23 protein-coding genes and 2 riboswitches are annotated in these 22,206 nt (G+C 60.4%); of the genes, 10 read left to right on the top strand and 13 right to left on the bottom strand.

Going from position 1 to position 22,206, the window contains the following annotated elements; genetic code table 11:
• Positions 1-313: 313 nt before the first annotated feature.
• The 5 genes from KX928_RS04700 to KX928_RS04680 form a co-directional block, all read right to left on the bottom strand.
• Positions 314-1,099: a cytochrome c1 gene (locus KX928_RS04700; protein ID WP_219499525.1), complete on the bottom strand. Its 786-nt coding sequence runs from the start codon at positions 1,097-1,099 to the stop codon at positions 314-316.
• 14 nt (positions 1,100-1,113) lie between these two features.
• Positions 1,114-2,442, bottom strand: coding sequence for a cytochrome b (gene petB, locus KX928_RS04695; RefSeq protein ID WP_219499524.1), 1,329 nt, complete (start codon positions 2,440-2,442; stop codon positions 1,114-1,116).
• A gap of 12 nt (positions 2,443-2,454) precedes the next feature.
• Positions 2,455-3,015: a ubiquinol-cytochrome c reductase iron-sulfur subunit gene (petA, locus tag KX928_RS04690; protein WP_219499521.1), complete on the bottom strand. Its 561-nt coding sequence runs from the start codon at positions 3,013-3,015 to the stop codon at positions 2,455-2,457.
• Positions 3,016-3,214: 199 nt separating this feature from the next.
• Complete coding sequence (locus KX928_RS04685; protein WP_219499520.1) at positions 3,215-3,826, bottom strand: glutathione S-transferase; 612 nt, start codon at positions 3,824-3,826, stop codon at positions 3,215-3,217.
• Positions 3,827-3,865: 39 nt separating this feature from the next.
• Positions 3,866-4,498: an FMN-binding negative transcriptional regulator gene (locus tag KX928_RS04680; RefSeq protein ID WP_219499518.1), complete on the bottom strand. Its 633-nt coding sequence runs from the start codon at positions 4,496-4,498 to the stop codon at positions 3,866-3,868.
• Between the two features lie 63 nt (positions 4,499-4,561).
• Positions 4,562-4,708: riboswitch (FMN riboswitch) on the top strand.
• 70 nt (positions 4,709-4,778) lie between these two features.
• Between KX928_RS04680 and KX928_RS04675 the strand changes: the two genes are divergently transcribed.
• Positions 4,779-5,225: a 6,7-dimethyl-8-ribityllumazine synthase gene (locus KX928_RS04675; RefSeq protein WP_308342245.1), complete on the top strand. Its 447-nt coding sequence runs from the start codon at positions 4,779-4,781 to the stop codon at positions 5,223-5,225.
• Here the strand turns inward: KX928_RS04675 and KX928_RS04670 are convergent.
• The 3 genes from KX928_RS04670 to KX928_RS04660 are packed head-to-tail and all read right to left on the bottom strand — an operon-like array spanning position 5,222 to position 8,413.
• Positions 5,222-5,914: a thiamine ABC transporter ATP-binding protein gene (locus KX928_RS04670; protein ID WP_219499514.1), complete on the bottom strand. Its 693-nt coding sequence runs from the start codon at positions 5,912-5,914 to the stop codon at positions 5,222-5,224. The two genes, KX928_RS04675 and KX928_RS04670, sit on opposite strands and share 4 nt — an antisense overlap.
• Positions 5,901-7,457 carry a thiamine/thiamine pyrophosphate ABC transporter permease ThiP gene (locus KX928_RS04665; protein WP_219499512.1) on the bottom strand — a complete coding sequence of 519 codons (1,557 nt, stop codon included), beginning with the start codon at positions 7,455-7,457 and terminating at the stop codon, positions 5,901-5,903. Before KX928_RS04665 ends, KX928_RS04670 begins: the two co-directional genes overlap by 14 nt.
• Entirely contained in the window at positions 7,433-8,413 is a 981-nt protein-coding gene (locus tag KX928_RS04660; protein ID WP_219499510.1) for a thiamine ABC transporter substrate-binding protein, read from the bottom strand. Before KX928_RS04660 ends, KX928_RS04665 begins: the two co-directional genes overlap by 25 nt.
• A 34-nt stretch (positions 8,414-8,447) precedes the next feature.
• Positions 8,448-8,549: riboswitch (TPP riboswitch) on the bottom strand.
• A 93-nt stretch (positions 8,550-8,642) separates the two neighbouring features.
• On the opposite strand from KX928_RS04660, the gene aroC reads away from it, so the two are divergent.
• Positions 8,643-9,743: a chorismate synthase gene (gene aroC, locus KX928_RS04655; protein ID WP_219499507.1), complete on the top strand. Its 1,101-nt coding sequence runs from the start codon at positions 8,643-8,645 to the stop codon at positions 9,741-9,743.
• Here the strand turns inward: aroC and KX928_RS04650 are convergent.
• A complete protein-coding gene (locus KX928_RS04650) occupies positions 9,740-10,333 on the bottom strand; it encodes a TetR/AcrR family transcriptional regulator (RefSeq protein ID WP_219499506.1) in 594 nt (197 codons plus the stop codon). The two genes, aroC and KX928_RS04650, sit on opposite strands and share 4 nt — an antisense overlap.
• A gap of 144 nt (positions 10,334-10,477) precedes the next feature.
• On the opposite strand from KX928_RS04650, the gene KX928_RS04645 reads away from it, so the two are divergent.
• From KX928_RS04645 to cobO, 3 genes are all read left to right on the top strand, one after another.
• Complete coding sequence (locus tag KX928_RS04645; protein WP_219499504.1) at positions 10,478-10,858, top strand: DM13 domain-containing protein; 381 nt, start codon at positions 10,478-10,480, stop codon at positions 10,856-10,858.
• 72 nt (positions 10,859-10,930) lie between these two features.
• Entirely contained in the window at positions 10,931-11,905 is a 975-nt protein-coding gene (locus tag KX928_RS04640) for a DMT family transporter (RefSeq protein ID WP_219499503.1), read from the top strand.
• 15 nt (positions 11,906-11,920) lie between these two features.
• The gene (gene cobO / locus KX928_RS04635) at positions 11,921-12,520 is read left to right on the top strand and encodes a cob(I)yrinic acid a,c-diamide adenosyltransferase (protein ID WP_219499502.1); all 600 of its coding nucleotides are present in this window, start codon (positions 11,921-11,923) and stop codon (positions 12,518-12,520) included.
• Between the two features lie 14 nt (positions 12,521-12,534).
• On the opposite strand, the gene KX928_RS04630 is transcribed toward cobO, so the two are convergent.
• From KX928_RS04630 to KX928_RS04620, 3 genes are all read right to left on the bottom strand, one after another.
• Positions 12,535-14,100, bottom strand: coding sequence for an adenylate/guanylate cyclase domain-containing protein (locus KX928_RS04630; RefSeq protein ID WP_219499501.1), 1,566 nt, complete (start codon positions 14,098-14,100; stop codon positions 12,535-12,537).
• Between the two features lie 165 nt (positions 14,101-14,265).
• Entirely contained in the window at positions 14,266-15,816 is a 1,551-nt protein-coding gene (locus tag KX928_RS04625) for an alkaline phosphatase D family protein (protein ID WP_219499500.1), read from the bottom strand.
• A gap of 133 nt (positions 15,817-15,949) precedes the next feature.
• Positions 15,950-16,819 (bottom strand): branched-chain amino acid aminotransferase, encoded by an 870-nt coding sequence (locus tag KX928_RS04620; protein ID WP_219499499.1) that lies wholly within the window; start codon positions 16,817-16,819, stop codon positions 15,950-15,952.
• A gap of 171 nt (positions 16,820-16,990) precedes the next feature.
• Here KX928_RS04620 and KX928_RS04615 point away from each other — a divergent pair, with 171 nt between their 5' ends.
• The 5 genes from KX928_RS04615 (at position 16,991) to dxs (ending at position 21,357) form a co-directional block, all read left to right on the top strand.
• A complete protein-coding gene (locus KX928_RS04615; RefSeq protein WP_219499498.1) occupies positions 16,991-17,503 on the top strand; it encodes a MarR family winged helix-turn-helix transcriptional regulator in 513 nt (170 codons plus the stop codon).
• A complete protein-coding gene (locus KX928_RS04610) occupies positions 17,500-18,201 on the top strand; it encodes a response regulator (protein WP_219499496.1) in 702 nt (233 codons plus the stop codon). Before KX928_RS04615 ends, KX928_RS04610 begins: the two co-directional genes overlap by 4 nt.
• Positions 18,202-18,300: 99 nt before the next feature.
• The gene (locus KX928_RS04605; RefSeq protein WP_219499494.1) at positions 18,301-18,543 is read left to right on the top strand and encodes an exodeoxyribonuclease VII small subunit; all 243 of its coding nucleotides are present in this window, start codon (positions 18,301-18,303) and stop codon (positions 18,541-18,543) included.
• A gap of 2 nt (positions 18,544-18,545) precedes the next feature.
• Positions 18,546-19,415, top strand: coding sequence for a polyprenyl synthetase family protein (locus tag KX928_RS04600; RefSeq protein ID WP_219499492.1), 870 nt, complete (start codon positions 18,546-18,548; stop codon positions 19,413-19,415).
• A gap of 10 nt (positions 19,416-19,425) precedes the next feature.
• Positions 19,426-21,357: a 1-deoxy-D-xylulose-5-phosphate synthase gene (gene dxs, locus KX928_RS04595; protein ID WP_219499490.1), complete on the top strand. Its 1,932-nt coding sequence runs from the start codon at positions 19,426-19,428 to the stop codon at positions 21,355-21,357.
• A 71-nt stretch (positions 21,358-21,428) separates the two neighbouring features.
• Here dxs and KX928_RS04590 read toward each other — a convergent pair whose 3' ends face one another.
• Complete coding sequence (locus tag KX928_RS04590) at positions 21,429-22,199, bottom strand: class I SAM-dependent methyltransferase (protein ID WP_219499488.1); 771 nt, start codon at positions 22,197-22,199, stop codon at positions 21,429-21,431.
• Between the last annotated feature and the right edge of the window lie 7 nt (positions 22,200-22,206).

The raw sequence follows: 22,206 nt of genomic DNA, 5'->3' as shown, positions 1-22,206 counted from the left end.
ATGTGATCAAGATCACATACACCGATTCCCCGTCAACGTATTGTTAACTTATTAGTGGTGACCGGTAACGAGTATCAGCCTTGGATTTCAAGGCGCATAAGGTGGTAACGGAAGAACGTTTCTACGGTAAGGGACAGGGACGAGATCACGGCCAAAGACGCTTTTAGCTGCCGACTAACTGTGAACCCTCAGACCCCCCGATTCTGACTCTCCCCAGGGTCTGTCATTAGCCTTCCTCGCGAAGGTGCAGACGGAAAACCCCCCGCGCAACATCTGCACGGGGGGTTTTTTTGTCGTCACAGTCCAGTTGGCGTTACGAGGTTTTCTTGCCCTTCACCGGCGCCCAGATGCGCTTGTTTGTGAGGTAGAGCAATACCGACAGAAGCGTAAGGAACAACACCCCGACAAAACCAGCCTGCTTGCGCGCCATCATCTTCGGCTCTGCCGTCCACATCAGAAAGGCCGATACGTCTTCTGCAATGTGGTGCAGGTCATTTTCGTGCCCGTCTGCATATTCGACATCCTCACCGTAGATCGGCGGCGCCATTGAAATCCAGCCGCCGGGGAAGGCCGTGTTCTCATAGAAGGTGACGCCAGCCTGTTCTTTTTCTTCGCCGGTGTAACCGGTCAGAAGCGAGGCGATGTACTCAGGTCCGCCAATCCCCTTGAAGAACTGGTTGATGCCAAGGCCATACGGACCGTGAAAACCGGCGCGTGCCTTGGCCATCAGGCTAAGGTCCGGCGCATTTTCAAGGCCCGACTCGGGGAAGTGGTCCGAGGTTTTTGCAGGACGGAAATCATCGAGTTCCGGGTCGAAAACTTCGAAGTTTTCCGCGTAGGCGCGCACCTGATCTTCGGGCATGTTTGGCCCGCCTTCTTCTGCCAGCGACCGGATGGGCACGAATTTCAGACCGTGACAGGCCGCGCAGACCTCCGTGTAGACCTGAAGGCCGCGTTGCAGCTGATTCTGGTCATAGGTGCCAAAGGGACCTTCGAAGGAGAAATCGAAATCTTCGATATGTCCTTCAGCGCCTGCCGCCAGACCGGCCGTGGCAAACCCGAAAGCCGCCACAGCACTAAGAGTAAGAGTTCTGAACATGATCTTGTGTTCCTTTATTCTGCTGGCGTGGCGTCAGAGGACTTCGGGTAATGCGCCGCGAAGTCTTCCTCGATAGTGTCCGGACGGGCGAGTGGTTTTTCCATCACGCCCAGCAGCGGCAGGATGACAAGGAAATACGCAAACCAGTAAGCCGAAGCGATGAGCGAGAAGGTCGCGTACGGCTCTTCCGCAGGCATCGCACCCAGCCACATCAGGGCAAAGAAATCGATGACAAGCAAAGCGAACCACCACTTGAACATCGGGCGGTACCGACCGGAACGCACCGAGGATGTGTCCAGCCAGGGCGCCAGCGCCATGACGGCAATCGCGCCGAACATGGCCAGAACGCCGAAGAACTTCGCGTCGATGATGCCACCGGTGAAGAAAGAGGCGATCTGCACCACCCAGACCTCGCCGGTGAACGCCCGCAGGATCGCGTAGAACGGCAGGAAGTACCACTCCGGCACAATGTGCGCAGGTGTCGCCAGCGGGTTCGCCTCGATGTAGTTATCGGGGTGTCCGAGGTAGTTCGGCATGAAGCCCACGATGGCGAAGAAGACCGCGAGGATCACCGCCAGCGCAAACAGGTCTTTGATCACGAAGTAGGGCCAGAATGGCAGTGTATCTTTCTCTGCTTCTTCCTTCGATGTGCGGCGTACTTCGACACCCGTGGGGTTGTTGTTGCCCGTGGTGTGGAAGGCCCAGATGTGCACAATCACCAGCCCCGCAATCACGAAGGGCAGCAGATAGTGCAGGGAGAAGAAGCGGTTCAGCGTGGCGTTGTCCACCGCAGGTCCGCCCAGCAGCCACGTTTGCAGCGCCTCACCCACGAAGGGGATCGCGCCGAAGAGGCCGGTGATCACGGTCGCACCCCAGAAGGACATCTGACCCCAGGGCAACACGTAGCCCATAAAGGCGGTGCCCATCATCATCAGGTAAATGAGCATCCCGATGATCCAGGTGATCTCGCGCGGGGCTTTGTAAGACCCGTAATAGAGGCCCCGGAAGATGTGGGCATAAACCGCGATAAAGAAGAGCGACGCGCCGTTCTGATGCATGTACCGCAGCATGTACCCGCCGTTCACGTTGCGCATGATGTGCTCAACCGAAGAGAATGCCATATCGACATGCGGTGTGTAATGCATCACCAGCACGATCCCGGTGACGATTTGCAGCACCAGGCAGAAGGTCAGCACAATGCCCCAGATCCACATCCAGTTGAGGTTCTTCGGGGTCGGGATCATCAATGTGTCGTAAAGCAAGCCCACGATGGGCAGGCGCGAGGCCAGCCACTTCTCGCCGTTTGACTTCGGTTCGTAGTGGTCGTGAGGAATTCCAGCCATCAGATGTCTCCCTTAACCCAGTTTGATCGTGGTTTCATCCACGAATTCTGCGACCGGCACCAGCAGGTTGGTCGGTGCCGGACCCTTGCGGATACGCCCGGAGGTGTCGTAGTGCGAGCCGTGGCAGGGGCAGAACCAGCCGCCGAAATCGCCCGCATCGCCCAGCGGCACGCAACCGAGGTGCGTACAGACCCCGACCATCACCAGCCACTCACCGGTCTCGTCAAGGGCGCGGTTTTCGTCGGAAGCATCGGCGTCGGCACTCAGGTTGTTGTTCTCCGCGCCCTGGTCAGGAAGTTCGCTCAGGTCGACTTCGCGTGCGGCAGATATTTCCTCTTCCGTGCGGCGACGGACGAAAACGGGTTTGCCAAGCCATTTGACGGTCAGCTGCGTGCCCGGTTCGACATCACTCACATCCACGCGGATCGACGCCAGCGCGCGCACATCTGCGGAGGGGTTCATCTGGTGGACCAGGGGCCAGACGGCCGCACCAGCGGTGACAGCGCCAGCACCGGCAGTCGCGTAGTAAAGGAAATCCCTCCGGGTGCCTTCGTGATCTTCTGCGTGGGACACGGGTGTACTCCATTTCCGGGGCCGGCGGGCGGCCAAAAGACATATTGGCCGCGAAAACCGCAGCCTTACTCATGCGGGTATGTAGCGCTGTGCTGACGCGCAGTCCAGTGATCAAACGCGCGCAAACCGTCGCAGGCATGCCCAGAATTTGCGATTTCTACGCGTATCCTGCGTCGAAATCGTTAATCGCTGCCAGTTTTTAGCCAGCCGGCGGTATCGTTGCCTGCATCGAGGCGCGCGAATCGAACCCTGCGTGCCAATTGGCCAATGCCTCATTGCCCGCGCGCCAGTTGCGCGCCCCGTGTCGAAACTCCACGTAGGATAACGCGCAAGCGACCGAAATATGGCCGATATCCATCGGCCCGGACAAATGGCTGATCCAGCGGGCATTCAGAACGGAAATCGCCCGCGACACCTTCGCCCACTGCGCTTCGATCCAGTCGCCATATTGCATTTCCTCAGGGCGCAGGCGGGCCTCATAGGCCATGGAAACAGCGCAATCCATGATGCCGTCACCCGTCGCTTCCAATGTCAGCGTTTCCCACCGAGACGTCCCGGAGGGATACATATTCCCCCCGAAGAGATCGTTCAGATACGCCGTTATCACCCGGCTGTCGTAAAGGGTGGTCCCATTGTCGCGCACAAGCGCAGGTATCTTTGCCAGCGGATTGCTGGCGGCAAGCCCTTCATCCGTTGCAAAGGCGGTCGAGGTGACACCCACAAGCTCAACATCGGCTGCCCTGTCGAGTTCATGCAGCAATACAACGACTTTACGAACGAAAGGAGAGGCGGGAGAATGAAACAGTTTCATGGGAATGTCCTTTCATGATCTGCCGCGACCCTAGCAGAGCTATTCGTCGTGTCTATCAGCCCCGCGCATCAGGGCTGCGAGGACTTTGAGATCAGTACCCTGACCATAAGCTTCGACGTGATCGGCCGCCTTCAGTCGCACATCCGAAGGCTTGTTCTGGTTCAATTTCCAGGTCCCATCAACTGCCGTGACAGTCATGCGGCACGGCACAATCGCCCGCATCATCCTGTCCATCACACCTGCGGACATCTTCGACGGGGCCCAGGGTGTCTTGGGCAGCAGCCGGTCCTCGAAAAACGCTGACTGCCTGTCCAGCAACCCGTGCAATTCATCCTGCGGGCGCAGTTCCAGCGTGCCGGTCAGATGCACGGCGACATAATTCCAGGTCGGCACCTGATCGATGATGCCGTACCAGTCTGGCGACACGTAGCTGTCCGGGCCGGAGACGGCGACGCGCGCGGACAAAGGCCCCGCCTTCAGGGCCCGCGCGATCGGATTGGATCGCAGCAGGTGTAACCACAAGGTCTTTCCATCCGCATCCAGGAGAAACGGAATGTGGGACAACCAAGGCGCTTCTGCGCCGCTGACGGCCAGAACGCCAAAGGCACGCTCTCTTGCGTACTCAAGGTTGGTGTTGTCGTCCTGGGTGTGAAAAGCCGGATTTGGATGCATCGTTTTGCTTTCGGAACGGGGTGACTTTCCTCTTGCAGGCTTTGATGCGCCTTGGCAAGCTGTGGCCATTCTCAGGGCGGGGTGTAATTCCCCACCGGCGGTATGCAGGCGCTTGATCTGCGAGCCCGCGAGCGGCCTCATGCGAGGTGTCCAGCAGATCTGGTGAAATGCCAGAGCCGACGGTCATAGTCCGGATGAAAGAGAATGCGGATGCACGCGGGGCAAGCCCCGTGCGCAATCGTGATCGCCTTGGGTGGACGTGTCTGAGCACAAGGAGATCATTATGACACACACCCGTTTCGCCTTCGTCAAAGCGCAGTGGCACGCCGATATCGTGGACCGCGCGTTCGAGGGGTTTACGCAGACGATCCCTGTCAGTCAGGTGGATGTCTTTGACGTGCCCGGGGCCTTCGAGATGCCTTTGATGGCCCGTGATCTGGCAGCTTGCGGAAGATACCACGCGGTTGTCTGCGCAGCCTTTGTTGTGGATGGCGGCATCTACCGCCATGATTTCGTGGCGCAATCTGTCGTAGACGGGTTAATGCGTGCAGGTCTGGAGACCGGCATCCCGGTGCTTTCGGTCTCCCTGACACCACATCATTACCAGGACACCGACCATCACAACACCATCTACCGGGCGCATTTCATCACCAAGGGACAAGAGGCGGCTGCCGCAGCGCTCGGTATTCTCAAGGCGCGGGAAGGCTTGCAGGCGAAAGCGGCCTAACCCAGATAAGCCTGTAATGCCGGCGGCGGGTTCTCCAAAAGGGCCGCCGCCGGTTGCGGGGCCGCCGCGCGCCCGCCTTCGACGAATATCACGTCATCTGCGATGCGCCGCACGTCCTGCGGGTCATGCGTCACCATCAACAATGTCGCATTGGCTTCGTCGCTCAGGTCATGCACCAGATCAAGCATTTCGTGGCGCAACGCCGGACCCAGCGCGGCAAAGGGTTCATCAAGCAGGATCACCGGCCGATCCTGTACAAGAACGCGGGCCAAGGCCGCGCGGCTTTGCTGACCCCCGGATAATTCCCCCGGCTTCCGGTCGCCCATCCCGTGCAATCCGACGCGCTCCAGCGCTTTTGCCACGCGTGCGTGATCCTCCGGCGAGAGCTTCAGATCGGGCCGGATGCCCAGGCCGATGTTGCGGGCGATGCTGAGATGCGGGAACAGGTTGTTGTCCTGGAAGAGCATGGCAATGGGTCGCTGACCCGGTTTGGCCTCGGTGATCTCGGCGTCCCGATACCAGAGCTTGCCACCTGCAAGTGGCAGAAAGCCCCCGATCGCCCCCAACAACGTGGATTTCCCCGCGCCGGATGGTCCGATAACCGCTGTTTTCCGGCCGGGCGTGACCCGAAAATCAGCTTTCAGCAAGAAGTCGCCCTGCGCAATGGTGATCTTTTCAAGCCTCAGCACGCCAGCGGCCTCCCTTGTCACAAATCCAGAAGAGGGCGAGCGCCATGGCGAGCAGAAGCAGCGCGGCACCGGCGGCTGCTTCTGTGCGGTAAGCGCCCATCAGGCGATACATCTGCAAAGGCAGCGTCGCGCGATCAGGATCGGCAAACAGCGCGATGACCCCCAGATCACCAACTGACAACGCTCCGGTCAAACCGGCAGTAAACCCGATCTGCGCACGCAGGCGTGGCAGGACAAGCCAGCGCCACGCGGACCAGCCCTGCAACCCCAGCGAACGTGACAACCGGTCATAGGTCGTCAGAACCTCGCGCGTCGGCGGAACGAGGATGCGCAGGGCAAAAGGCAGCGCCATCAGGGCATTGATCAGGGCCGTCACCAGCAAGGCCAAGGGGACAGGGTCCGTGACCGGATTGATCAGAATGAACCAACCGGTGCCGATCATCAGGGGCGAGGCTGAAAGACCGATAAGGCCAATCGCCTCGGCTCCACCTGCCCGGCGCGTACTGATCCACCCGGCCATGGGCAAGGCGATGGACAACAGCACCGCGACACTCAAAACCGCGACACCCAGGGAATTGCCGGCTGTTTTCCAAACACTCAGGGGCATCAGCGCCAAACCCGGGACACCAGCCAGCACGATTGCGCCCAGCGGCACCAGCAGGAAGGCACTGCCAAGAAAAATGACGCCCGCGTCCATCATCGATTGCAGGCCGGGTTGTGCGTCCCACCGGCGCATCTCACGATCAAGACCGGCGCTGAGAGAGAAATTCGGGATGATCCAAAGCGCGACCAGGGCAGCACCACCGGCCAGAACCAGTTGAATGAATGACAACAACGCTGCCCGCGCCAAGTCGAAGTCAAACCGGAACGCCTGATAGATCGCCAACTCGATGGTTGTCGCCCGCGGGCCACCCCCGAGGGTCAGCGCCACCGCGAAACTGGTGAGACAAATTACGAAAACCAGCGCGGCGGCACCGGGCACGACCTGCAAAAGCAAAGGGGTTTCCAACGTGCGACGCACCATTTTCGGCGGCAGGTTCAGTTGCGCGGCGAGCCGGAAACGCTCTGCCGGAATGCTCTGCCAGCCTTGCAGCAACAGGCGCGTGGCCAGCGGCAGGTTGAAGAAAACATGCGCCAGAACAACGCCGTGCAGCCCGTAGATCGACAGCGTCGGCAGGCCTGCGACCTGCAAGAGCGCGTTGACCCAGCCGGACCGTCCAAAGACCGTCAGCAACCCCAGAACCGCAACGATCACCGGCAGGATGAAAGGCGCGCCCAGAAGTGTGATCAGAAAACCACGCCCGAAAAACCGGCGGCGCGCCAGTGCCCGCGCCAGAGGGATGGCGCAGGCAACGGAAAGGATCGCTGAAAGCGCGGCCTGCAACACGGTAAAGCGAATCGCGGCCCATTCGGCTGGCCCGATACCGCGTCCGACCTCGGCGCGCAGCCCGATGCCCAGAAAGGCCAGCAGGACCGCCGCGACGACAAAGCCGCCGGCGACCATCCCCGTTTTTCCAACTATTGGCTGAGCGCGCTGCGCCATGTCTCGATCGCTTGCGCCTGCAGTGCCGCGGCCTCTTCCTCGGAATAGAAAAGCACCTTCTCCGGCAGCGCGAGTTCATCCCAGCCATCAGGCCACTGATCTTTCGGCAGCGCGGATGGCAGCGACCAGTTGGCGGTCGGGATCATCTGCTGGAAATCCTGGCTGAGCACGTAAGCCATGAATGCATCCGCCAGTTCCGGTTCTTCAGTCTTGGCAATTTTACCGACGGTTTCGACCATGAAGTAATGACCTTCCGGGAAGATCGCGGCTTTCTTGGTGAAATCTTCCTCGGCGAACATGTGGTAGGCAGGCGAGGTCGTGTAGCTCAGCACCATATCAACCTCACCATCGGTGAACATGCCGTAGCTTGCGGACCAGTCCTTCGTCACCGTCAGGATTTTAGGCGCCAGCTTCTGCCAGACCTCCGAGGCCTTCTCGCCATAAACGGCCTCCACCCAGAGCACCAGCGCCAGACCCGAGATCGACGTGCGGGGGTCCTGAATGACCAGTTTCACATCGTCGGGCATCGCCAGCAGCGCGTCAAAGCTGGCGGGTGGCGCGTCCATGGTAGTCTCGTTGTAGATGAATGCCGTGTGCCCGTAGTTGAAGGGCAGAAAAGTGTCATCGGTCCACTCAATCGGTAGCGTCAGCTCGCTGTTGTCCTGTCCGTGCGGCGCAAAAAGGCCGGTTGCGCGGGCCTTGGCAGTGACGTCGGATGTCAGCCCGATCACGACATCGGCTTTGGTGCGCTGACCCTCCAACAACAGGCGCGGCAGCAGATCGCCCGTGGCAAATTGCAGATCGCAGCCGCAGGTCTCTTCGAAACCCGCTTCGATTTTCGGGCCCGGGCCCCATTCGGACGTGAAATAGTCGCCCGCGTATACGGTCAGCACCGGGGTGTCGGCCCCGGCCTGAGTGGCCAATAGCAGGCTGGTAGCAAGTAGAGTTCTTCGCATGATCAGTCCTTTCAAATGCGACGAACGGATGAGAGGATGATCAGCTCACCTTCCCTCCGCCGGTCTTAACCGGTTCAGGTTCTACGGGTCCGCGATTGTTCGCATCTCAGCCGGAAAGGCCCCCCGAGGTAGCCTCAGACGTAATGCGGCGTTGCAGGATTGGCAAGCGATAAGCTCTTGAGGCGACAGGCATGCACCGCTAAGCACCGGGAACAAAGGAGCTTGTGCGATGTCGATGAACAGCTTTGGCCATCTTTTCCGCGTCACGACCTGGGGGGAGAGCCACGGACCCGCCCTTGGGGCGACCGTAGACGGCTGCCCGCCTGGTGTTGCGATTGACGAAGCGATGATCCAGCAATGGATGGATAAACGCAAACCCGGCCAGAACAAATACACCACGCAGCGCCGCGAAGCGGATGAGGTGAAAATCCTTTCCGGTACATTCGAGGGTGTGACAACGGGCACACCGGTCCAGTTGCTGATCGAAAACACCGATCAGCGTTCGAAAGATTACGGTGACATCAAGGACAAGTTCCGCCCGGGCCATGCCGACATCACCTACTATCAGAAGTACGGTATCCGTGACTATCGCGGCGGTGGCAGGTCGAGTGCCCGCGAAACCGCGGCGCGGGTTGCAGCTGGTGGTCTGGCCCGCGCGGCCATTCAGACCATGGCACCGGGTGTCGAGATCAAGGGCTACATGACCCAGATGGGCCCGCATCAGATCGACCGCGCCCATTTCGAGTGGGAGCAGATCGACGCAAACCCCTTCTGGGTTCCGGACGCGAAGGCCGCGGAAGACTGGGCCGGCTATCTCGACGGGTTGCGCAAGTCCGGCAGCTCCGTCGGCGCGATCATCGAGGTGGTTGCACGCGGCGTGCCCGCCGGTCTGGGCGCGCCTGTCTACGGAAAACTGGACACCGATCTGGCGGCCGCGATGATGAGTATCAATGCGGTCAAGGGCGTGGAGATCGGCGAGGGCATGTCCGCGGCCATGCTGACCGGTGAGTTGAACGCCGATGAAATTACCATGGGACCGGACGGGCCGGAGTATTCTTCCAACCACGCGGGCGGCATATTGGGCGGCATCAGCACCGGGCAGGACATCGTGGTCCGCTTTGCGGTCAAACCGACCTCCAGCATTCTGACCACACGCCGCACGATCACCAAGTCAGGCGAAGACACCGAGATCATCACAAAGGGGCGTCATGATCCGTGCGTCGGCATTCGCGCCGTACCGGTAGGCGAGGCGATGATGGCCTGCGTCCTGCTGGATCACATGCTTCTGCATCGCGGCCAGGTCGGCGAGAACCGGGGTCACATCAGCTAGGGGCTGTGCATACCGAGTAGATGGGCGACACCGTCGATGCTCTGCTCGACGATGCCCAGCGGCATGCGGGACCGCGCCAATACCCGCAGTCCGATGTATTGCGTCAGCAGCGTGTTTGCCAGCACGCGGCGGTCATCCTGGGGCAAGGTGGCATGCGTTGGCGATGCTCTCAGGGCCGTCTCCAAACCGTCGCGGATACCGGCCATGCCCTTGTTGACGGCGGCGGCGATATCAGGGTCGGACATTTCAAACCCCGCGGCCGCCGAACACAGCAGACAGCCACGCGTATCCCCTGCGGCAACTGCGGCAGAAAGAGCCCCGAACAAGCTCAGGATTCTGTCGCGCCCATCGGGCACGGACGTGTCCGACAACCGAGACTTCGCCGCGCCGACTGCCTCTTCCTCGTAATGCGCCAGCACCAGCAGAAAGAGGTTCTTCTTATCCTTGAAGGCCTTGTAGAGGCTGCCGCGTGTCAAACCCATTCCATCGAGAAGATCCGGCAGGGAGGCCTCCTGATAGCCTTTCTCCCAAAAGACATTCGTGGCCTTCTTGATCGCCACTTCTGTATCGAACTCTCGGGGCCGCGCCATTTTCATCTCCTCGTGATGGCTCCAACATAGTTCGGGACCGATTGTTACACAACTCACGCAGACGTGTATTGTACTACTTGGTTCCAAACAGTAGTTTTACGGCATCACTCGACGCAACCGCCTGAAATCAGAAAGACAGATACAATGAAAATCCTTCTCAATGCCTTCCTTGCCCTTGGCCTGACAGTCCTTGCCACTTTCGGCGCAACCGCCGGGACATCCGGCAGCTTCATCGGGAAAAGCAACCACATCACCACCGGTGGCGTAACAATCGTAAAGAACGCCGATGGCACAGCAACCGTCACGCTGGACGAAAACTTTTCTCTCGATGGTGCGCCTGACCCGCGCGTGGCCTTCGGCAAGGACGGCAGCTATGCACCGGAAGCCGACCTTGGCGAACTGAAGAACCTCAACGGCAAACAGGTCTACACCGTACCGGCATCGGTAAACATCGATGACTACAACGAAGTCTACATCTGGTGTCTGAAATTCTCGGTTCCGCTTGGCGTCGCAGCCCTGAACTGAGAGTAACGGAAGATCAGGCGCGACATCCCTTGCGCGCTTGATCTTTCCTTTCCGCGGGCGCAAGAGGTGCCCATGGCCCAAGACCTGACCCAACACCGACCGGGCCGCGCAATTGCTCTGAAGCTCTGCGCGGTCTTTCTGTTCATGGTGATGGCCGCGATCATCAAGCATGTCTCGGGCAAGGTACCACCGGGCGAAGCGGTTTTCTTCCGCTCGCTCTGCGCGATGCCGGTCATCCTGTTGTGGCTCTGGCAGCGGGGGCAGTTGCGCCAGGGGCTGATCCCGTCAAACCTCATGGGACACGTCTGGCGCGGCGTTTTCGGCACCACGGCCATGGGGCTGACCTTCGCCGGCCTTGGTTTGTTGCCGTTGCCGGAAGTCACCGCGATCGGCTACGCCTCGCCGATGTTCACCGTCCTTTTCGCCGCGCTGTTCCTGGGAGAGAGGGTTCGCATCTTCCGACTGTCAGCCGTCGCCCTCGGTCTGATCGGCGTAATGATCGTAATGGCCCCGCGCCTGAGTGTCGGCGCCGATGACATATCGCAAGCCGCAACGCTGGGGGCGGTGATGGTACTGATCGCCTCGATCCTGCGCGCCATGGTGCAGATCCAGGTTCGTCGGCTGGTGAAAACCGACCACACGGCAGCAATCGTCTTTTACTTCTCTGCCACCGCAACCTGCATTGCGCTTTTGTCAGCGCCAATCAGCTGGGTGGTCGACCATCCTTCGTTTGTCTGGGTCCGGCCCGACACCGCCATTGTGATGTGGCTGATCACCGCCGGCCTGGTGGGTGGGGTCGCGCAGATCATGGTGACCTCTTCTTACCGCTTCGGCGGCGCGTCCATGCTGGCTCCTTTCGACTATGCCTCCATGATCTTTGCCAGCATCATTGGCTACGTGGCCTTCGACGAGGTCCCCACGGGTCCGATTGTCATTGGCGCAAGCCTTGTCATCGCGGGCGGAGTGCTGATCATTTGGCGGGAACGCCAATTGGGGCTGGACCGCAGCAAATCAAAGCCCAATATGCCACCCTCAGGTGCCCCTTAATCGCAGGACGAAACAATGAGCGACGCAGAGACCCACAAGGAAGAGATGAAAAAGGTTCAGGCCAAGCACCGCGCCAAGGTGGCAGAGGCCAAGGATCCGGAAAAAGGTCTGGTTCTGGTTCATACCGGCAACGGCAAGGGCAAATCCTCCAGCGCCTTCGGTGTTGTCGTGCGCGCGCTGGGGTGGAAACAGACCGTCGGCGTGGTGCAGTTCATCAAGGGGAAATGGATCACGGGCGAGCGCCGGTTCTTTGACAAGCTGGGCGACGTCACATGGCACACGATGGGCGAAGGCTTTACCTGGGACACGCAGGACAAGGACCGCGACATCGCGGCGGCGGAGGCGGCCTTTGAAAAAGCAGTGGAAATGATGGAAAGCGGCGACTTTGACCTTGTCGTTCTGGACGAGATCAACATTGCCCTGCGCTATGATTACCTCGACATCTCAAAGGTCATCGAAGGCCTGAAAGGTCGTCACAAACGCACCGGGGTCATCCTCACGGGCCGCAATGCAAAACCGGAATTGATGGAATTCGCGGATCTGGTCACCGAGATGACCGAAGTAAAGCACCCCTACAAAGCGGGTATCAAGGCGCAGCGCGGCATGGATTTCTAACACGCAGGCTGCGGCTAGCGTTCCATCGCCGGGCTGCCCTGCTGCAATGCATCGCGGATCGCATCACGGACCTTTTCACGTGTACCGGGATCGAGCGCGCCAAGATCGAGCGTCAGCCTGCCGTTGTCATCAACACCTTGAATCGCGGTAACCGGCGACGCTTCGGCAAGGCTTTTGACATGGTAGGGGACAATCTCTCGCGCAATGCCCTTGAAATGCACGGGCTCTGACGCGGTCGCCTCGACGATGTCGCGCACATGTGCATAGGTCTCGTAGCTCAGGACGATACCGCCCGGCTCGGCGATGCTCTCCAGCCGCGCGGCAAGGTTCGCCTCAGCGCCAATGATCGTGTAATCCATCCGCGCATCGGAGCCGAAATTACCCACATTGCAATAACCGGTATTGATGCCCATGCGGGCCTTGAACGGATGCTCCAGCCCCTTGAGCTGCCACACGGTTCCGAGGTCTGCCAGACGCTGCTGCATCGCAAGCGCCATCCGCACACAGGCGCGGGCGTCTTCTGCCGTGCCCTTCGTTTCCGGATCACCGAAAAATGCGACAATCGCATCTCCGATGAACTTGTCGATCGTGGCGCCATGCGCCTCGGCAATGGCCGACATCTCGGTAAAATACTCGTTCAACAGGTCGGTCAGTTCCTCGGGCTGCATGCGTTCGGTCGTTGCCGTGAAATCCTTGATGTCGGAAAAGAAGACCGTCAGCTTCTTGCGCTCGGTCGAGATCGTGCTGTCCTTTTCGCCCGAAAAAATCGAGCGGTAGACCTGCGGGGACAGGTATTTCGAGATCTTCATGGAAATGCCGGCGAGGAATTCGTTGTTCGCCGCAAGTTCCGCATTCATCTTGCTGAAACGCCCTGCCAACCGGAATTGTATGGCCGCGAAAAGCAGTCCGATGGTGCCAGCCACGCCGAAGTACAAAAGCAGCCACTTGAAGGACCAGATGTTGAGCGCCACGGGTTGGCGCACCGTCACGGTCTGCAAGGCGCGCACGTCACCGACTTCCCAATCCTTCTTGGGGCTTTCAAGATGCGAGTTGTGGCAGTTCACACATGATCCGGACATGACCACAGGCGTGGCCAGCGTGATTTTCCGGTCCCAGATGTTGCCGGTCGACTGAATGATGTTCGCAGGCGGATTGGGGCTGTCACGAAACGTGTCCAGCGCCGCCTGCTCAAACGCATCCAGCGCATGAGGTGGTCTGTTCTTGAAGGTGTAATCGGATACAAAGCGGTAATCGACGTCGCCTTCGGCGGCGCCAATCGCCGCACCCAGTTCCAGCGACAGGGTGGCGGGGATCGGGATGGCGCCCGTCACGTCGAGATAGTTGTGCAGCGCCTGTGTTTTTTCATCCGTGCTGACAACACGGCCAACCACATTCGTCGCGTAATACGACCTGACACTGCTGATCACACCGTTGAGACTGCCTGCCTGCCGCTTGAGGTTTTCATCCGACAGGTTTTTCAGATCGAGCCATATGGCAATCGGCAGCCCGATCAGGGCAACCACAACCATGACGATGAGAAATGACGGCCTCTTAACAAAAAACAGCCCCAACCGTTCCATTGACACACTCTCCCTACCCAACCCGAGGATAGGGGCTTTTAGCAGGTTCCCAAAGGTCAATCTGTGAGCAAGATCACTCAGAAATGACGGCAGAGCCTCAAATGCAACATGCCGCCCGGGAACGAGCGGCATGTTCGGGACAGGTCAGACCCGCACCGTAACTGGTTAGATGCTTGCCCCTTTCGGATCCAGCGTCACCGCGTAAAGCTCTGTATCTGCACGGTCCATCAGACGCACGGTCATCTGCTCGGTCTGCCCGTCGATATCCACCAGGCCAAAGAACTGAAGACCCATCGACGGCGGCAGATTGATGCCCTGCTCCTTGCTGGGTGCCTTGACGTATCTGACCTCCGGGCCAAACGTTGCATCCAGCGGGTTCGGACCAAAGGTGCCCGCATGCAACGGGCCGGAGACGAACTCCCAGAACGGGTCGAAATCCTGGAACTGTGCCTTCTCCGGGTCGTAGAAATGGGCGGCCGTGTAATGCACGTCTGCCGTAAACCACACCGTGTTGTCGATGCGGGCGGTCTTGATGAACCGCAGCAGCTCCGCAATCTCCAGCTCACGCCCCCTTGCCGCGCCATCGTCGCCGTTGCTGACCGCCTCCTGCCCGCCGCCGACAACCAGCCCGATTGGCATGTCGCTTGCGATCACTTTCCACGTGGCCCGCGACTGGGTCAGCGCGCGCTTCAGCCATTCCACCTGTTCCATGCCGAGAATGCGGGAGGCATCTGTCAGCGTCTCCTGCATGTTTTCGGAATTCGGCCCCCGGTAGCTGCGCATGTCGAGGAAGAAGACATCCAGCATCGGACCATAGTTGATCTTGCGGTAGACCCGCGAGGGCTCGGAGGGCGTGATGCGCAGTGGTGTCATTTCGTGAAACGCACGGGTGGCGCGCGCCTGCAGCACATGTACGGATTTTTCGGAATAGCGCTCATCATCCATCAGGCTGCGCGAGGATGACCAGTTGTTTACAACCTCGTGGTCGTCCCACTGCATGAAGCAGGGCACCGCCGCGTTCAGGGCGCGCACATTCTCGTCGAGCATGTTGTATTTCCACTGGCCACGGAACTCATTGAGCGTTTCGGCGACTTTGCGTTTTTCATCAGGCAGCACCGCGTTTTTCCAGATGGTGCCGTCTTTCAGAGCGACCTCGTCCTCCATCGGTCCGTCCGCATAGACCGTATCTCCGGAATGGATGAAGAAATCGGGGCGGTGCGTCGCCATCGTTGCATAGGTCGCCATACCCTCGTCATCGATGCCCCAGCCCTGACCCGCAGTGTCGCCGGACCATGCAAAGCGGATATCGCGCCGGGCCGTTGGCGCTGTTCGAAACTGGCCGATGATCGGCTCCGACACCGCGTTGATGTCCGACAGGTCGGCGGCCACGAAGCGGTAAAAGATATCCTGGTCGGAGGGCAGGCCATCGACAAGACGCTTCAGCGTCAGGTCGCTGGCGGGCAGCGCGTCCATCGACGCCAGTTTGCGCGCGTTCGCGAAACTCTCGGTGGTGGAGACCTCCATGCTGATACGCGCGGGACGGTCCACGCGCGTCCAGATCATGCCGGACGTGGTGTCCACATCGCCCGACTGCACCCCATGCGTAAAGACCGGGCGGTCGGCGGCTCGGCTAAGGCCCGGCATGGCAAGGCTGGCGGCAAAGGCGGTCGAGCCTGCAAGAACGGCGCGGCGGGTCGGGCGGATAAGACGTGTCACGGGTGGGATTCTCCATGTTGCGGTTGGCTACCGCAGCAGGAGACACGCAAACTGTAACGCCACGCTCACACCCGTGTAACGAGAAATGGAAGCTTTTGTGACAGGCAGGAGATCCCGCCTGTCCCGGACAGCGTCAGCTGCGCACAAGCTTTTCATAGCTTTCCGCGATCTCGCGGGTCAGGCTGCCGACGTCAAAGTTATAGTCGCCGATCTGGCCCACTGGTGTGACTTCCGCCGCTGTGCCGGTCAGCCAGCACTGCTCGAACCCTTCCAGTTCTTCCGGCATGATGTGGCGCTCGTGGACCTTGACCTGCCGGTCTTTCAACATGCCCACCACGGTCTGACGGGTGATCCCGTTGAGAAAGCAATCCGGGTCGGGCGTGTGCACCTCACCGTCCTTGACGAAGAAGATGTTTGCACCGGTGGCCTCGGCCACGTAGCCGCGGTAGTCGAACATCATCGCGTCAGAGCAGCCCTTGGCCTCTGCCGCATGTTTCGACATCGTGCAGATCATGTAGAGACCTGCCGCCTTGGCATGGCTCGGGATGGTCTCCGGGCTCGGGCGCTTCCACTTGGAGATGTCGAGCTTCGCGCCCTTCATCTTTGCATCGCCGTAATATGCCCCCCATTCCCAGGCCGCAATCGCCAGATGCACCGGGTTTCGCGCGGAGGCGACCCCCATATCCTCGCCCGCGCCACGCCAGGCAATCGCACGGACATATGCGTCCTGCAGGCCGCTGGCCGCCAGCACCTCGACCTTCGCCGCCTCGATCTCGTCCACGGTGTAGGGGATCTCAAAGTCGATCATCTGCGCCGACCGGATCAACCGTTCGGAGTGTTCGCGGCTTTTGAAAATCTTGCCGTTATACGCCCGCTCGCCCTCGAAGACCGAAGAGGCGTAGTGCATTGCGTGGGTCAGAATATGGACGTTGGCCTCGCGCCATTCGACCGTTTGGCCATTCATCCAGATCTTGCCATCGCGATCATTGTAAGCGCCTGCCATCGTCTTTCCTTCCCGGGTTCGCAGTAAACTTTTCAATTATTGCGCTGGATACGTCCGATACGGACATAAAGTTGCGCAAAAGATGCGATTCGATAGCCCTTCGCCCTTGGAATGTCAACAACACTGACATATACTGATCACAGTTGAATGATGGTATTTTGAGGCGGGGCCATGGCAGACGGGCGGACAGCATCAGCCCAAAGCGGTGAAAACCTTCTGTTTTTGACCGATGAACAATTGCGGCAGGGGATCGAGGCGATGTTTTTTGCCTACCGCGGGTTCACAGCCGATCCGGACCGCATCCTGTCGGATCTGGCCTACGGCCGGGCACATCACCGGGCCGTCCACTTCATCAATCGAGCCCCCGGCACGACCGTCAACAACCTTCTCAACATCCTCGGCGTCACGAAGCAATCGCTCAACCGTGTCTTGCGCACCCTGATAGAGGATGGTCTGGTTGAAAGCAAAGTCGGTAAAGTGGATAAACGCGAAAGGCATCTGTTCCTGACGGAAGAGGGTCAGGCCTTGGAACAGAAATTGTCAAACGCCCAGCGGGCGCGGATGCGGATGGCGTTCCGAGATGCCGGACCAGAAGCGGTCGCAGGGTTTCGCACGGTGTTGGAGGCGATGATGGACGGGGATATGCGCTTTGCGTACACGCGGCTTAGGGACAGCGGCACATGAATGACTTTGACGCCCATCTGCTGATTGTAGATGATGATGAGCGCATTCGCACATTGCTGCAGAAGTTCCTGATGCGGAATGGGTTTCTGGTCACGGCTGCGCGTGACGCAGCACATGCCCGCCGCATCCTGTCAGGTCTGGATTTCGATCTGATCGTCCTTGATGTCATGATGCCCGGCGAAGACGGTCTGGCCCTGACCAAATCGCTGCGCGAGACACGGGCCGTGCCCATCCTTCTTCTGACGGCAAAGGGTGAAACCGGTAATCGGATCGAAGGGCTGGAGGCCGGCGCTGACGATTATCTGGCGAAACCGTTTGAACCCAAGGAGCTGTTGCTGCGCATCAATGCGATCCTGCGCCGCATGCCCGAAGCGCCGATCGACCAGACCGCTCCCAAGGTGCTGACGCTGGGGACCATTCGCTATGACATGGAACGCGGCGAGATGTGGCAAGGCGAAGACCTCGTGCGCCTCACCGCGACCGAGATGCAGTTGATGAAGATATTCTCGGCCAGCTGCAATGAACCCATCAGCCGGGCCAAGCTGGTCGAAGAGCTGGGGCGTGATCGCGGGCAGGCGCAGGAGCGCGCTGTCGATGTTCAGATCACCCGCCTGCGCCGCAAGATCGAGGAAGACCCCAAACAGCCCCGTTACCTGCAAACCGTGCGGGGGGCCGGGTACATGCTGGCCCCGGAATAGACCGGCACATTCACCTCCCCCTGACAATCGGGCGCTCTGGCAACGCGGGCCCAAGAGCGCTAAGGTCCGGGCACGTTTTTAAGACAGGATATCGGCGCGATGACGGACACCCCCGTAGATGACATGAGTTTCGAGCAGGCCATGGCGGAGCTTGAAAAAGTGCTGGGCCAGCTGGAACGCGGTGACGTGGCGCTGGACGAAAGCATTGCGCTTTACGAACGGGGCGCCGCTTTGAAAGCCCGCTGCGAGACCAAGCTGAAGGAAGCGGAGGAAAAAGTCGCCGCGATCACGCTTGACGGTGACGGCTCTCCAACGGGCACAAAGCCGGTCGAAGGGCTCTGACCATGTTTGCCGACCGTCTGAGCGCCTGCGCTCGGGCCATTCAACATCACCTTGATCTGGTGCTTGGCGCTTTGGATGACGTGCCGGTCGTTCGGGCCATGGCCCATGCGACCCATGGCGGCAAACGACTGCGTGGATTTCTGGTATTGGAAAGCGCGCGGCTGCACGCGGTTGAGGCCAGCCGCGCGATCTGGCCCGCAGCCGCCATCGAGGCGCTGCATGCCTATTCACTGGTTCATGACGATTTGCCCTGCATGGACGATGACGACCTGCGACGCGGCCTGCCAACCGTGCACAGGAAATGGGACGAGGCCACAGCCGTCCTTGCAGGCGATGCGCTTCAGACACTCGCCTTTGAACTGGTCAGCCATGAAGAGACCAGCCCGGACGCGCGCGTGCGCGCCGATCTTGCCCTCCGGCTGGCCCGCGCCGGCGGGGTGCAGGGCATGGTGCTGGGGCAAGCGCTGGATATCGCGGCCGAGACCACGCAAAACCCGCTGACCCTTGATCAAATCACCGCCCTGCAGCGGGGCAAGACCGGGGCGCTGATCGAATGGTCGGCAACCGCAGGTGCCTGTATGGCCGGCGCCGACACCACCGCGCTGCAAACCTATGCCCGCGCATTGGGGCTGGCCTTTCAGATCGCGGATGACGTGCTTGACGTGACGGGCGACAGTGCGACCGTGGGCAAAGCTGTCGGCAAGGATGCGGATGCCGGCAAAGCCACCTTCGTATCCCTGCTGGGGCTGGAGGCCGCCCGGGCGCGCGCCGCCGATCTGGTCGAGGAAGCCTGCGACAGCCTGGGGGGTTACGGAAACCGCGCCGACACCTTAAAAGAAGCTGCGCGCTTCGTTGTGACCCGCGCGCATTGAGAGATCGAACATGACATCAGACAGACCTGACACGCCCTTGCTGGATACCATCCACCGGCCTGCCGATATGAAGCAACTGTCCGACCGTCAGCTGACCCAATTGGCGCATGAACTGCGGTCCGAAACGGTCTCTGCCGTTTCCGTGACGGGTGGGCATCTTGGCGCGGGTCTGGGCGTGGTGGAACTGACCGTCGCCCTGCATGCGGTATTCGATACACCGCGCGACAAGATCATCTGGGACGTGGGTCACCAGTGCTATCCGCACAAGATCCTGACGGAACGTCGGGACCGCATTCGCACCCTGCGCATGAAGGACGGGTTGAGCGGCTTCACCAAACGCAGCGAATCGCCCTACGATCCGTTTGGCGCGGCGCATAGCTCCACCTCCATCTCCGCTGCGCTGGGGTTCGCGGTGGCGCGTGATCTCGGCGGTGTGGTGCCCGAAGGTCTGGGCGACGCCGTTGCGGTGATCGGCGATGGTTCGATGAGCGCAGGCATGGCATACGAGGCGATGAACAATGCGGGCCATCTGAAAAAGCGCCTCATCGTCATCCTGAATGATAACGACATGTCCATTGCCCCGCCGGTGGGCGCGATGTCGACTTACCTCAGCCGCCTTTATGCCGAGGAACCGTTTCAGGATTTCAAGGCCGCCGCGAAAGGCGCGGTCAGCCTGCTGCCGGAACCGTTCCGCGAAGGGGCCAAGCGCGCCAAGGATATCCTCAAGGGCATGGCGGTTGGCGGAACCCTCTTCGAACAGCTGGGCTTTTCCTACCTGGGGCCGATTGACGGCCACGACATGGACCAGCTTCTGCCGGTGCTGCGCACGGTCAAGGCACGCGCAACGGGTCCGATCCTGATCCACGTTCTGACGAAAAAGGGCAAGGGCTACGAACCGGCCGAAACCGCGCGCGACAAGGGCCACGCGACCGCCAAGTTCGATGTCATCACCGGAGAGCAGAAGAAAGCCCCCTCCAACGCCCCGAGCTACACCCGCGTCTTTGCAGACAGCCTGCTGCAGGAAGCCGCCGAAGACGACAAGATCTGCGCCATCACGGCGGCGATGCCCGATGGCACCGGGCTCAACCTCTTTGCCGAGCGCTACCCCAGCCGCTGTTTTGACGTGGGCATTGCGGAACAGCATGGCGTCACCTTCTCAGCCGGGCTTGCGGCGGGCGGCATGAAGCCCTTCTGCGCGCTCTATTCGACCTTTTTGCAACGCGGTTACGATCAGGTGGTGCATGACGTGGCCATTCAACGCTTGCCCGTGCGCTTCGCAATCGACCGCGCGGGCCTTGTAGGCGCCGATGGGGCGACCCATGCCGGGGCCTTTGACATCGCCTATCTTGCCAATCTGCCGGGTTTCGTCGTGATGGCCGCCGCCGACGAGGCCGAGCTTAAACACATGGTCGCCACCGCCGCTGCCCATGATGAGGGGCCCATCGCCTTCCGCTTTCCGCGTGGCGAAGGCCAGGGCGTGGAGATGCCCGAGCGTGGCACGCCTCTGGAGATCGGCAAGGGGCGGATCATCTCGAAAGGGGCACGGGTTGCGATCCTGTCCTTTGGGACCCGGCTTGCCGAGGTGGCAAAGGCGGCCGAGGCGCTCTCGGCAAGGGGCATCACGCCAACGGTGGCCGATGCACGTTTCGCCAAGCCGCTTGACCGAGATATGATCCTGACTCTGGCGGCGGATCACGAAGCGCTGATCACCATCGAGGAAGGGGCGGTAGGCGGGTTCGGCAGCCACGTCGCGCAGTTACTGGCAGAAGAAGGTGTGTTCGACAGCGGTCTGAAGTATCGCTCCATGGTGTTGCCGGACATCTTCATCGATCAGGCCAGCCCGGCGGATATGTATGCCGTGGCCGGGATGAATGCCGCCGATATCGAAAGCAAGGTTCTCGGCGTGCTCGGGGTCGCCCAGATCGGCGAGGCACGGGCGTGACAGAATGCCCATGCAGCGCTCTGAAGCGGAGGTGAGAGGGGGCGGAAAAGCTCAGTCTCCGGGCAAAGCAGTCATTGATGCTTGTCCAGATGCCAGACTTGCTCGACCGGGTATCTCTGGGCCCATGCCGCCGGAACTGCACCCCGTACTCCGGTCGCCCCATCCGGCGCGAAGATCTCCTGATACCTGCTGACGGTAAATCCGATGTCGGCAAATAACGCCATCCAGGCGGAAATCGTGAGGTTGAAGCACACGCCGCTTGGTTCGACTTCGACCTTGGTCCAATCCGCGCCCCACATGCCAAGATAGGGCCGATGCAGGGTCATGTCGCAGGGTGAACCGTCGGCGGGTGAACACACGAGCGCCATGGGATGGTTCCCAAGAAATACCAGCCGCCCTCCCGGACGCAGCAAGCGCCATGCTTCGCGCAACCACATGTCCGGCGGGCACCAGATTGCCGCACCGTATTCGGAAATCGCGAAGTCGAACGACGCATCGGGCAAGCCGATTTCCTCGGCATTTCCTTCAATGAAGGTGATGTCCGCCCCGTTGTGCACCGCCAGTCGGCGTGCGGTTTCCAACTGACCGGGTGAGACATCGATTGCGGTAACGCGCGCGCCGCGCCGCGCCATCCAGCCGGAGACATATGCTGTCCCGCATCCAAGTTCGATGGCATCCTGGCCCGTCATATCCGTCGGGAGCAATTTCAAGGACGCCTCGGAGTTGCCCCAGTTGCCCCATTCGGGGGTCTCGGCGCGCCAGAGGCGTTCGCCGACGGTCACCCAATTGACGGCATCGGCATCCCAGATGTCCCGGTTTACAGAAACGTAATCGCGTATCACCGCCCAT

It is taken from the genome of Roseobacter insulae (assembly GCF_019375555.1).
Classification (GTDB): Bacteria; Pseudomonadota; Alphaproteobacteria; order Rhodobacterales; family Rhodobacteraceae; genus Roseobacter; species Roseobacter insulae.
Note: the sequence above shows the minus strand (reverse complement) of the source record. Positions and strands in the feature narration are given on the sequence as shown.

Coding starts and splice junctions, on each gene's coding strand:
- KX928_RS04665 (WP_219499512.1), bottom strand. CDS start 7,457: ATGGCGCAGCGCGCTCAGCCAATAGTTGGAAAAACGGGGATGGTCGCC.
- KX928_RS04615 (WP_219499498.1), top strand. CDS start 16,991: ATGGCAGACGGGCGGACAGCATCAGCCCAAAGCGGTGAAAACCTTCTG.
- KX928_RS04660 (WP_219499510.1), bottom strand. CDS start 8,413: ATGCGAAGAACTCTACTTGCTACCAGCCTGCTATTGGCCACTCAGGCC.
- petB (WP_219499524.1), bottom strand. CDS start 2,442: ATGGCTGGAATTCCTCACGACCACTACGAACCGAAGTCAAACGGCGAG.
- KX928_RS04600 (WP_219499492.1), top strand. CDS start 18,546: ATGTTTGCCGACCGTCTGAGCGCCTGCGCTCGGGCCATTCAACATCAC.
- KX928_RS04620 (WP_219499499.1), bottom strand. CDS start 16,819: ATGGCAGGCGCTTACAATGATCGCGATGGCAAGATCTGGATGAATGGC.
- cobO (WP_219499502.1), top strand. CDS start 11,921: ATGAGCGACGCAGAGACCCACAAGGAAGAGATGAAAAAGGTTCAGGCC.
- KX928_RS04650 (WP_219499506.1), bottom strand. CDS start 10,333: ATGGCGCGGCCCCGAGAGTTCGATACAGAAGTGGCGATCAAGAAGGCC.
- KX928_RS04605 (WP_219499494.1), top strand. CDS start 18,301: ATGACGGACACCCCCGTAGATGACATGAGTTTCGAGCAGGCCATGGCG.
- aroC (WP_219499507.1), top strand. CDS start 8,643: ATGTCGATGAACAGCTTTGGCCATCTTTTCCGCGTCACGACCTGGGGG.
- KX928_RS04630 (WP_219499501.1), bottom strand. CDS start 14,100: ATGGAACGGTTGGGGCTGTTTTTTGTTAAGAGGCCGTCATTTCTCATC.
- KX928_RS04685 (WP_219499520.1), bottom strand. CDS start 3,826: ATGAAACTGTTTCATTCTCCCGCCTCTCCTTTCGTTCGTAAAGTCGTT.
- KX928_RS04610 (WP_219499496.1), top strand. CDS start 17,500: ATGAATGACTTTGACGCCCATCTGCTGATTGTAGATGATGATGAGCGC.
- KX928_RS04640 (WP_219499503.1), top strand. CDS start 10,931: ATGGCCCAAGACCTGACCCAACACCGACCGGGCCGCGCAATTGCTCTG.
- KX928_RS04645 (WP_219499504.1), top strand. CDS start 10,478: ATGAAAATCCTTCTCAATGCCTTCCTTGCCCTTGGCCTGACAGTCCTT.
- KX928_RS04680 (WP_219499518.1), bottom strand. CDS start 4,498: ATGCATCCAAATCCGGCTTTTCACACCCAGGACGACAACACCAACCTT.
- dxs (WP_219499490.1), top strand. CDS start 19,426: ATGACATCAGACAGACCTGACACGCCCTTGCTGGATACCATCCACCGG.
- KX928_RS04700 (WP_219499525.1), bottom strand. CDS start 1,099: ATGTTCAGAACTCTTACTCTTAGTGCTGTGGCGGCTTTCGGGTTTGCC.